Origin of the sequence: Salipiger sp. PrR007 (assembly GCF_010499845.1) — a bacterium.
Classification (GTDB): Bacteria; Pseudomonadota; Alphaproteobacteria; order Rhodobacterales; family Rhodobacteraceae; genus Salipiger; species Salipiger pacificus_A.
Map to the genome: position 1 here is coordinate 14462 of NZ_JAAGOZ010000036.1, position 10861 is coordinate 25322.

At 68.2% G+C, this 10861-nt stretch carries 8 protein-coding genes and 1 pseudogene; 4 read left to right on the forward strand and 5 right to left on the reverse strand.

Translation table 11 applies throughout. The features are described 5' to 3' along the window. Positions 1–207: 207 nt before the first annotated feature. On the forward strand, positions 208–1065 hold the full coding sequence (gene yghU / locus G0Q01_RS15955) for a glutathione-dependent disulfide-bond oxidoreductase (RefSeq protein WP_164196696.1): 858 nt from the start codon (positions 208–210) through the stop codon (positions 1063–1065). A gap of 80 nt (positions 1066–1145) precedes the next feature. On the opposite strand, the gene hisG is transcribed toward yghU, so the two are convergent. Genes hisG through hisS form a run of 3 tightly spaced genes read right to left on the reverse strand, consistent with a single transcriptional unit; the run spans position 1146 to position 4380 of the window. Further along, positions 1146–1838 carry an ATP phosphoribosyltransferase gene (hisG, locus tag G0Q01_RS15960; protein WP_164196697.1) on the reverse strand — a complete coding sequence of 231 codons (693 nt, stop codon included), beginning with the start codon at positions 1836–1838 and terminating at the stop codon, positions 1146–1148. Continuing rightward, complete coding sequence (locus G0Q01_RS15965) at positions 1835–2917, reverse strand: ATP phosphoribosyltransferase regulatory subunit (RefSeq protein WP_164196698.1); 1083 nt, start codon at positions 2915–2917, stop codon at positions 1835–1837. The genes hisG and G0Q01_RS15965 overlap by 4 nt, the downstream gene beginning before the upstream one ends. Further along, a complete protein-coding gene (hisS, locus tag G0Q01_RS15970; RefSeq protein ID WP_164213616.1) occupies positions 2908–4380 on the reverse strand; it encodes a histidine--tRNA ligase in 1473 nt (490 codons plus the stop codon). The genes G0Q01_RS15965 and hisS overlap by 10 nt, the downstream gene beginning before the upstream one ends. Positions 4381–4564: 184 nt before the next feature. On the opposite strand from hisS, the pseudogene G0Q01_RS27365 reads away from it, so the two are divergent. Together G0Q01_RS27365 and G0Q01_RS15980 are read left to right on the forward strand one after the other, a co-directional pair. Beyond that, positions 4565–4660, forward strand: a pseudogene (locus G0Q01_RS27365) (hypothetical protein); the annotation flags it as partial. Between the two features lie 310 nt (positions 4661–4970). After that, positions 4971–5177, forward strand: coding sequence for a SlyX family protein (locus tag G0Q01_RS15980; protein ID WP_108967894.1), 207 nt, complete (start codon positions 4971–4973; stop codon positions 5175–5177). Between the two features lie 15 nt (positions 5178–5192). Here the strand turns inward: G0Q01_RS15980 and G0Q01_RS15985 are convergent, their stop codons facing one another. Continuing rightward, entirely contained in the window at positions 5193–5966 is a 774-nt protein-coding gene (locus G0Q01_RS15985; RefSeq protein WP_164196700.1) for a hypothetical protein, read from the reverse strand. Between the two features lie 145 nt (positions 5967–6111). Next, a complete protein-coding gene (gene dnaE / locus G0Q01_RS15990; RefSeq protein WP_164196701.1) occupies positions 6112–9609 on the reverse strand; it encodes a DNA polymerase III subunit alpha in 3498 nt (1165 codons plus the stop codon). A gap of 187 nt (positions 9610–9796) precedes the next feature. Between dnaE and G0Q01_RS15995 the strand changes: the two genes are divergently transcribed. Continuing rightward, a complete protein-coding gene (locus G0Q01_RS15995; RefSeq protein WP_164196702.1) occupies positions 9797–10672 on the forward strand; it encodes an alpha/beta hydrolase in 876 nt (291 codons plus the stop codon). Positions 10673–10861 lie beyond the last annotated feature (189 nt).

Here is a 10861-nt window from a genome sequence, read left to right on the forward strand (position 1 = left end):
CCCGCGGGAAAACGCGCCTGGTGCGGGCGCGGGCAAACTCCGCAATCCCCCGCCGCGGCAGAACCAGACCCGCCGCCGGGGGTCGCATGGCGACCGCCTCGCACCCCACCGCCTCACACCCACATGTGCCGCCACGCACAGGGCTGGCTCTGGCCTTTCGGACGCAAACCGCTACCGTTCGGCGCAATCAGACAATGGAGCCCTCTCATGACTGCCGAATACACCCCCCCCAAGGTCTGGACATGGGACGCCGAGAGCGGCGGCCAGTTCGCCTCGATCAACCGCCCCATCGCCGGGGCCACCCATGACAAGGAGCTGCCGGTCGGCAAGCACCCGTTCCAACTCTACAGCCTCGCCACGCCCAACGGCCAGAAGGTCGGGGTGATGTTCGAGGAGCTGCTCGCCGCCGGCCATGACGCCGAATACGACGCCTGGCTGATCAAGATCGGCGACGGCGACCAGTTCGGCTCGGGCTTCGTCGAGGTGAACCCCAACTCGAAGATCCCGGCGCTGATGGACCGCTCGGGCGACACCCCCGTGCGCATCTTCGAATCCGGCGCCATCCTGCTGCACCTCGCCGAGAAGTTCGGCGCCTTCCTCGGCAAGCCCGAGGACCGGGCCGAGATGCTGAGCTGGCTGTTCTGGCAGATGGGCAGTGCGCCCTATCTCGGCGGCGGCTTCGGGCATTTCTACGCCTATGCGCCCGAGAAGATGGAATATCCGATCAACCGCTTCGCCATGGAAGCAAAGCGCCAGCTCGACGTGCTGGACCGCAACCTCGCGGACCGCAGGTTCATGACCGGCGACGACTACACCATCGCCGACATCGCGATCTGGTGCTGGTACGGCAACCTCGCGCTTGGCCGTGCCTACGAGGCCGCCGAGTTCCTCGACGTGGCAAGCTACGAGAACGTCCAGCGGTGGGCCAAGGAGATCGACGCGCGCCCGGCGGTGAAGCGTGGGCGCATGGTCAACAAGGCCAGCGGCCCGCTCGAAGAGCAGCTGCACGAGCGCCACGATGCCTCGGATTTCGAGACCCGCACGCAGGACAAGCTGGAAGCGTGAGCGGGGTGGCTACGTCCCAAGGGCGTTGCACCTCCCTTCGAAGAGAAAAGGCCCCCGCACTGGCGGGGGCCTTTTCTTGATCAGACGTGCAGCATCTCGCAGAGCACCCGAAGCGCCTCGCGGTCGGCATCGTTCATCTTTGCCGCCCGCGAGCGGAAGAGCGTCGCCTGGCTGCGCAGCACCGGCTCCTCGGCCAGCACCTTGAGGTGGTTGGCGCGCAGCGTCTCGCCGGTCGAGGTGATGTCGGCGATGGCCTCGGCGGTGAGGTTCTTCACCGTGCCTTCGGTCGCGCCCTGGCTGTCCACGAGCTGGTAGTCGGCCACACCGCCCATGCGCAGGTAGTCGCGCACCAGCCGGTGATATTTGGTCGCGATGCGCATGCGGAAGCCGTGGCGCGCGCGGAAGGCGGCGGCGGCCCCGTCGAGATCGTCGAGCGTGTCCACGTCGACCCAGGCGGCGGGCACGGCGACGATGAGGTCCGCCTGCCCAAAGCCCAGCTCGGCCAGCGGCTCGACCTTCTGGTCCCATTGCACCAGCTTCTCGCGGATGAGGTCGGTGCCGGTGACGCCGAGATGGATGCGCCCCGACGCCAGCTCGCGCGGGATTTCCCCCGCCGACAGCAGCACCAGCGACACGCCGTCCACGCCCTCGACCGCGCCCGCATATTCACGGTCCGATCCGGTGCGAGAGAGCGTGACGCCGCGCGCGCCGAACCAGTCGAAGGTCTTCTCCATCAGACGGCCCTTGGAGGGCACACCGAGCTTGATGGTCATTTCGCCACCTCCAGAAGGATGCCCGGTCGGATCACGCCGCCCACCGCCGGAATCTCCTGCCCGCCGCCGAGCCGCCGGGTCAGCGCATCGTAGCGCCCGCCGGTGGCGATGGGGGGAAGGTCCGGGCGGCTCTCGCAGACGAAGCCGAAGGCGAAGCCGTCGTAATATTCCATCGAGCTGCGGCCGTAGCTGGCTTCGAAGTCCAGTTCCGCCACGTCGACGCCGCGCGCCGCGAGTGCCTCGCAGCGGCGCTCGAAGGTCTCGAGCGCGGGCAGCAGGGCGGGCATATCCACGGCGATGTCGCGCAGGTGCTCGAGCGCAAACGAACAGGTCTCGCGCACCGCAAGGACGGCGTCGATCATGTCGACCTGGGCGCGGGACAGTGGCGGCTCGGCGGCATCGGCGCGCAGCGCGGCGATGCGTGCCTCGATCTCGCGCTCGGAGCGCAGGCCGATCACCCGCCCGGCCTTGGCCATCGGGTCGTCCTGTGCCAGCATGGCGGCGCGCGGGGCGGGCACCGGCGTCTTGCCAGAGAAGCGGTCGAGCAGGGCGCGGAAGCGGCGCGGGCGCCAGATGTGCCGCAAGAGCGCGTCGCGGCGCTCCTGCGAGGTCTGCAGTCCCGCGACGGCGGCGGTCAGGATGCCGATATCGCCGGTCACCGGGCGCAGGTTCACCGGCTTCAGCACCTCGGCAAAGAGGCCGAAGACCTCGGCGTCGAGCTGCGCCTGGTCGCCCCGGTCGAACACCTCGTAGCCCACCTGGTAGTATTCCGAGGGGCGCTCGGGGTGCTCTTCCTGGCGGCGGAAGACCTCACCGGCATAAGTGTAGCGGGCGGGCTCGGCGCCGTCGGACATATGCATCTCGACCACCGGCACGGTGAAATCGGGACGCAGCATCATCTCGCCGCGCGACGGGTCGTGGGTGACATAGGCGCGGGCACGGATGTCCTCGCCATACAAATCCAGCAGCGTTTCCGCCGACTGCATGATCGCGCAGTCGAGCGGCTGCGCCCCGGCCTCGGCAAAGACCGCCCTCAGCCGTTCCGCCTCGGCCTTCTCGGCAGCGAAACTCACGCCCATTGGCTCAGGATCTCGCGCACCTTGGCGACCAGCTGGTCGCGTGGCACCTCGTATTGCGAGGGGCGCTCCTTCCACTCTTCAAGGCTGGCGTTCTGCGCCAGTTTGGCGCCGAGGATGAGATCCTTGATCTGCACCACGCCGCGCTCTTTCTCGTCACCGCCCTCGATGACGGCCACGGGAGACTCGCGCTTGTCGGCGTACTTGAGCTGGTTGCCGAAGTTCTTCGGGTTGCCGAGGTAGACCTCGGCGCGGATGCCGGCGTTGCGCAGCTCGGCGACCATCGCCTGATAGTCGGCCATGCGCGCCTTATCCATGACCGTCACCACGACCGGGCCCTGCGCCGCGCCGCCGATGCGGCCCTTGGCGCGCAGCGCGGCGAGCAGCCGGTCGACACCGATCGACACGCCGGTCGCGGGCACCGACTGGCCGGTGAAGCGCTTGACCAGATCGTCGTAGCGCCCGCCACCCGAGACCGAGCCGAACTGCCGCTTGCGGCCTTTCTCGTCGAGGATCTCGAAGGTCAGCTCTGCCTCGAACACCGGGCCGGTGTAATAGCCGAGGCCGCGCACCACCGAAGGGTCGATCTCGATGCGGCTGGAGCCATATCCGCCCGCGTCGAGCAGGGTGGCGATCTGTTCAAGCTCGTCCACGCCCTCGGCACCCACTGCCGAGCCGCCGATGGCGGCGCGCAGGTTGGCCAGCGTCGCGCTTGCATCGGCCCCTTTCGAGGTCAGGAAGGCCAGCACCGGCGCCGCCTGATCGTCGGAAAGGCCCACGCCGTCGATATAGGCGCCCGAGGCGTCGAGACGCCCCTTGCCCAAGAGCTCGCGCACGCCGTTCTCGCCGACCTTGTCGAACTTGTCGATGGTGCGCAGAACCGCCTGTTGCTGGGCATCATCGGACAGGCCCATGGTCTCGAGCACGCCGTTCAGCACCTTGCGGTTGTTGACCCGCACAAGGTAGTCGCCGCGCGGGATGCCGACCTCTTCCAGCGTGTCCGAGAGCATCGCGCAGATCTCGGCATCGGCGGCCACCGAGGGCGCGCCCACGGTATCCGCATCGCACTGGTAGAACTGGCGGAAGCGGCCCGGGCCGGGCTTTTCGTTGCGCCAGACCGGCCCCATGGCGTAGCGCCGATAGGGGGTCGGCAGGTCGTTGCGGTGCTGGGCATAGACCCGCGCCAGCGGCGCGGTCAGGTCGTAGCGCAGCGCCACCCAGCCGTCGTCATCGTCTTCCCAAGCAAAGACACCTTCGTTCGGACGGTCCACGTCCGGAAGGAACTTGCCAAGCGCCTCGACGGTCTCCACGGCGGAGCTTTCCAGCGCCTCGAAGCCGTAGCGATGGTAGACCCCGGCGATGGTATGCAGCATATGCGCACGCTCGGTCACTTCTGTGCCGAAATAGTCGCGGAACCCCTTGGGCGTTTGTGCCCGGGGGCGGGGGGCTTTCTTTTCCTTGGCCATGGCCTCGCTCCGGCTGTCCAGATTGCGCGCATCCCATAGCCGCTTGACCACCAAGGAGCAAGCAAAGGCCTTGGCATCGGAGGCATATTGGGCCGCGGCCCAGCGATTGTCTCCGGGGGGTGTAGGCGGGACGGGCGCGCCAGAGGGGTTTTGCAAGGACGTCGCGCTGGCGCACAAGGAGAACATGCGCCCGGTCGAGCCCCTGAGATGCTGGGCGACCCTCGGCATGGCGGCGGATCAGAACAAGACCGCCAAAGTCACCGCGCTCGCGGTAATGGCGGAACTGACCGGCAAGGCGATCCCCGAAACCGGCACGACCATCTTTCGCCCTGCGCCCCTCCGCGTCGGAGCTCACGCTCCTCGGCATGCGCTCCGCGGCGCAAAGTCTCTGGCCCGCGCTGGAAACCGGCGCTTGCCGCCGCGCGGCGTGACCTCGCGTCAACGGGGATTTGTCCCGGGGGACACGCAGGCAGCGTCGGGGCGGGGGGGGGGCAGAGTCCCGACCTCGGCCCCATGGACAAGCCGCGCCGCGCCGCCTATCTGCGGGGCAGACGTCCCCCAACCCCTCGCCGCGAGGGAAGGAGCCCCGCATGCCGCAGCAGCTAGAAGACCTGCAGGAACGCATCGCGCATCTGCAGCGCGCGGTGGACGATCTGTCCGAGACCGTTGCCCGGCAGGACAAGGACATCGCCCTGCTCCAGTACCGCGTTCAGTTGCTGATGGAGCGCGAGGCCGCGCGCGAGAGCGACGGCGGCGGCGGGGTGGTCCTCGGCGACGAGCGCCCGCCGCATTACTGAGAGTTTCGCCGCGCGTCAGTGCTGCTCGAGCGCGACGACCTGCCCGTCGTGCAGCAGCAGGTTCACGTAGGATGCGCTGCCGAAGGCCGGGTAGACGCTGACAAAGGCGGTGTCCCGCGCAAGCCTCCGCATCGCCCGGCCGCAGGGACGGCCCGGAGCGACGCCGCAAACCTCGGCCTTCACCGTCTCGTAGGCCCCGTCCACCGGCCCCTTCGGCAGGCTGCCCCCCGCCAGCCCGTAGCGCAGCTGCTCATGCAGCTCGGGATCGCCGAAGAGCGCCAGAGCCCCGGTCACCTGCCGGGCGCAGCCATCGTCGAAGCCGGTGATGTAGAGCGCGCGCGGCGCTGTCGTGCCGGGGCGGCTGTCATAGAGAACGTAGCCGCGCCGGGTCTCGGGATATTGCGCCACCGGCACGCCCAGCCGCCTCTCGGGAACGCCGCAGACCCGGGCGATCTCGCCATGGGGCAGGGCGGTGCCGAAGGGGACCTGCCGCGCGTCAGGACCCGTGCCTTTGGCCGCCGCGGCCTGCCCTCCGAGCCAGCCCAGCAGCCCGCCCTGCGGCGGCGCTGTTCGCGGCACGGGGGTCTCGGGGGCGGCGCGCAATCCTCCCTCATCCGAGAGCTCGGCCTCGGAGGGCAGGGCGGCGCTCTGACCGGCGCTCTCATCCAGCTCGACCTCCGACAGCCGCGGCACTTCGCCCGGTGTTTCGCAGGCGGCCAGGGCCAGCGTCGCGACCAGGGCCGGGAGGATCTGCGCCAAAGCGCGGAGGGGCGGGGCGGTGGGTGCCACGAGGGCTCTCCAGAAAAGGGACCGTCGGCAGTGGTGGCCTGCGCGAACCAGCGCGCGGGCCAGAATGTTCAACCTTCGTGTAACCCTTTTTCGAGCACGGATCCACAAGCCCTTGTCGAGGCTTGGAAAACCGGCGGCGGACCGCTCAGAAGTCCTCGACCGCCAGCACCCCGCCCAGCGATTTCACCGCGCCCTTGATCTCCGGCGTCACCGGGAAGTCCTGCTGCAGGTCCATCTCGACCTCGCCCGGCAGCCCGTGGTCGGCAAGGCAGAGCCGCACCGGGCCGCGCCCGGCCTTGGGCATCTGCTCGGCGGCACGCGACAGCACCGAGGCGATCTGGTTGATCGCGCTCGCCCCCTCGATCCAGATCTTCAGCCCCGTGGCGCCCGCGCCCGCGACCACCTGCTCGACCGGCCCCACCGAGCGTGCCAGCAGCTTGAGCTGGTCGCTCTCCATGGTGGCCTCGACGGTGATCACCACCTTCGAGCCGGTCTCGAGGAACTCGCGGCTTTTCTCCAGCGTCTCGGAGAAGAGCGTGACCTCATAAGCGCCGGTGGGATCGGAAAGCTGGGCAAAGGCGAAACGGTTGCCCTTGGCCGACTTGCGCTCCTGCCGCCCGGCGACGACGCCCGCGAGTTTCGCGATGCACGGACCGCCCCGCGCCTTGTTCGTCGCCTCTTCAAGCGTCATCACGTCGCGCCGCTTCAGCGCCGGCATGTAGTCGTCGAGCGGGTGGCCCGAGAGGTAGAAGCCGATCGCCTTGAACTCTTCCGACAGCCGCTCGGCGGGCAGCCAGTCGGGCACAGGCGAAAGCCGCGGCTCAGGCAGATCGTCCCCGGCCTCGCCGAAGAGCGAGACCTGCGCCGAGGCCTTCTGCTCGTGGATCGCGGCGGAATAGGCGACCAGCGCGTCGAGGCTGTCGAACACCCGGCGGCGGTTCTTGTCGAGCTGGTCGAAGACACCCGCGCGGGCCATCATCTCCATCGGGCGCTTGCCGACGCGCTTGAGATCGACCCGGCGGGCCACGTCGAAGAGCGTGGTGAAGGGCGTGTCGCCCCGTCCCTCGACCACCAGCCGCATGGCATCCAGTCCGACGTTCTTCAATGCCCCCAGAGCGTAGACCAGCTCGCCATTGACCACGTCAAAGCTCGCCTGCGAGCGGTTGATGCAGGGCGGCACGTAGGGCAGCTTCAGCCCGTTCTTCATCTCGTCGAAATAGACCGCGAGCTTGTCCGTCAGGTGGATATCGCAGTTCATGACACCAGCCATGAACTCCACCGGGTGGTTCGCCTTCAGCCAGGCGGTCTGGTAGGACACCACCGCATAGGCCGCCGCGTGCGACTTGTTGAAGCCGTAGTTGGCGAATTTCTCCAGAAGGTCGAAGACCTCCGAGGCCTTCTTCTTGTCGACGCCGTTCTCGGCCGCGCCCTTCTCGAACTTCGGACGCTCGGCGTCCATCGCCTCCTTGATCTTCTTGCCCATGGCGCGGCGCAGCAGGTCGGCGCCGCCGAGCGAGTAGCCCGCCATCTCCTGCGCGATCTGCATCACCTGTTCCTGGTAGACGATGATGCCCTGCGTCTCCTCGAGGATATGATCGATCAGCGGGTGCACCGAGGTGATCTCGCGCAGGCCGTTCTTGACCTCGCAATAGACCGGGATGTTCTCCATCGGGCCGGGACGATAGAGCGCCACCAGCGCCACGATGTCCTCGATGCAGGTCGGTTTCATCCGCTTCAGGGCATCCATCATGCCCGAGCTTTCCACCTGGAACACCGCCACCGTCTTGGCGGCGGAATAGAGCTCGTAGGTCTTTTCGTCATCCAGCGGGATGAGGTTCATCTGGTTCTCGGCGCCCTCGGGAGGGGCGTAGAGCTCGGTGCCATCGGCGGCGACATGGATCGGGCGGCCCGACTTCAGGATCAGGTTCACCGCGTTCTGGATGACGGTCAGCGTCTTCAGGCCGAGGAAGTCGAATTTCACCAGCCCCGCCTGCTCGACCCACTTCATGTTGAACTGGGTGGCGGGCATATCCGAGCGCGGGTCCTGGTAGAGCGGCACCAGCTGGTCGAGCGGCCGGTCGCCGATCACCACGCCCGCGGCGTGGGTCGAGGCGTTCCTGAGCAGCCCCTCGACCTGCTGGCCGTAGGTCAGCAGCCGGTCCACCACCTCCTCGTTGCGCGCCTCCTCGCGCAGCCGCGGCTCGTCCTGCAGCGCCTTCTCGATGGAGACGGGCTTGACCCCCTCCACGGGGATCATCTTCGACAGCCGGTCGACCTGGCCGTAGGGCATCTGCAGCACCCGGCCCACGTCGCGCACGGCGGCCTTCGAGAGCAACGCGCCGAAGGTGATGATCTGGCCGACCTTGTCGCGTCCGTACTTCTCCTGCACGTAGCGGATCGTCTCTTCGCGCCGGTCCATGCAGAAGTCGATGTCGAAGTCGGGCATCGACACACGCTCGGGGTTGAGGAAGCGCTCGAACAGCAGCGAGTAGCGCAAAGGGTCGAGGTCGGTGATGGTCAGCGCATAGGCGACGAGGCTGCCCGCGCCCGAGCCCCGGCCCGGACCGATGGGGATGTCGTTGTCCTTGGACCACTTGATGAAGTCGGCAACGATCAGGAAGTAGCCGGGAAAGCCCATGCCCTCGATGATGCCAAGCTCGAAGTCGAGCCGCTTCTGGTACTCCTCGACCGAGACCGCGTGCGGGATCACCGCGAGCCGTGCCTGAAGCCCCTCGTTGGCCTGACGCCGCAGTTCCTCAACCTCGTCGTCGGCGAACTTCGGCAGGATCGGATCGCGGCGATAGGCCATGAAGGCGCAGCGCCGGGCGATCTCGACGGTGTTCTCGAGCGCCTCGGGCAGGTCGGCAAAGAGCGTCGCCATCTCCTGCGGGCTCTTGAGGTAGTGCTGCGCGGTCAGCCGGCGGCGCGGTTCCTGCTGGTCGACATAGGCGCCTTCGCTGATGCAGATCAGCGCGTCATGCGCCTCGTACATCTCGGCCTTGGGGAAATAGACATCGTTGGTGGCGACCAGCGGCAGGCCCATCTCGTAGGCCATCTCCACATGGCCCTGCTCGGCGATGCGCTCCTCGGGGGGCAGGCCGTTCTCGCCGGGATGGCGCTGCAGCTCGACGTAGAGCCGGTCCTCGTAGATCTGGTGCAATCGGGTCAGCAGGGTCTGCGCCGCGGCGCGGCGGTTCTCGCGCAGGTGCCGCCCGATGGGGCCGTCGGGACCGCCCGAAAGGCAGATCAGCCCTTCGCCATAGGTCTGCAGATCGTCCAGCGTCACATGCGGCTCCTGCCCGTCACCACGCAGGTAGAGGCAGGAGTTGAGCTTCATCAGGTTCTCGTAGCCCTGCTCGTTCTGCGCCAGGAGCACGATGGGGGCGGGGGCCTTCGGCTTTTCTCCCGGCACCGGCTCGAAGTAGAGCAGATCGACCTGGCAGCCGATGATCGGCTGCACGCCCGCGCCGCTGGCGGTCACAGAGAACTCCAGCGCGGCAAAGAGGTTGTTGGTGTCCGTCACCGCCACGGCGGGCATCTCCATGGCCTCGCAGAGCCCGGGCAGCTTCTTCAGCCGCACGGCGCCTTCGAGCAGGGAATATTCGGTATGGACGCGGAGGTGGATGAATCGGGGATCGCTCATGGCGCTTAGAGTATTGCGCGGCGGCGGGCGGCGAAAGCCCCCGCGTGGCGGCGCGCGCGCCCAGGGTGATGCAGGCTTACCTCATTTAGAAAGCAAGGCAAATTCCCGGAGAAAGTGAATTGTCGCGGCGCCGTTGATGGCGCAATCCTGAAGGCGGGAGCGCGGTACGAGTGAGCGAAAGATCGGCATGGAACGGCGGAGCGAAGGGTATACGGGCGGGGCACAGGAGCGTCTCGCGCCCCGGGGCGCCCTATCGACCCGTCGCCGGGCCCTGCATCTTGCCGCAGCGCTGGCACCGAGGCTGACCGGCCGGCTGCTTGCGCGTCGCTACCTCAGCCCCGCCTCGCATCTCGACACGGCCCATGTCGCGCGCCACGGGGCGGAACTGGTCCCGCTCGGCGCCGAGGCTGCCCTGTTGCGGCACGCGGCCCCGCGCGCCGGGGCACCGCGCGTGTTGCTCGTGCCCGGTCACGACGGTCACGTTCGGCAATTCTCCCGGCTGGTGCGCGACTTGCGCCGGGCCGGGGCAGCGGTGGACCTGCTGATCCTGCCGGGCCACCTGCACCCGGCCCGCACGCTCTGCAGCCTTGCCGATATCGTTCCCGCGATCCGCCTCTGCCTCGACGAGCACGGTCCCTATGATGCCGTCGGGGCCCATTGCGTCGGCGCGCGCAGCCTGCTCTTCGCGCTGGGCGAGGGGCTCGCCTGCCCGCGTGCCGCCCTGATCTCGACACCGGTCGATCTGCCGGCGCTGATCCGGCTGGGCGGTATGCAATACGGACTGGAGGGCGCGGCGCTAGGGCAGTTCGAAGCGGGGGTGGCGCGGCTCTGCGCACCCTATGATCCCGGAACCGACTGGCGGCCGCCAGCCATGGCCCGGCGCGGCGAGACGCTGGTGGTCCACGCGCGGCACGACTACGCGGCCCCCGTCGCGGGTGCTTGTGCGCTGGCAGAGGCGATGCCCGGCGCGCGGCTCGAGGTCTTCGAGGAGGGGGATCACAACACCATCCTCAACCACGCCCCGGCGAGCCGGATGCTGGCGGAGTTCCTTGCCGGGGGCTGATCGCCGCAGGGCGGCAACCCCGCGCGGTCATGCGCAAATTTGCGCCTCTGTCGTGGCGTCTGCCTGCCAAACGGGCAGATTTTTCTTGCCAAGCCGGAAAGCCGCCGCCTAGCGTTAGGGCAAAGAGACAAGAATCCGCGCGCCTTCTACGCCGCATCGAGGGCGCGCACCGGGGATATGATCAATGGT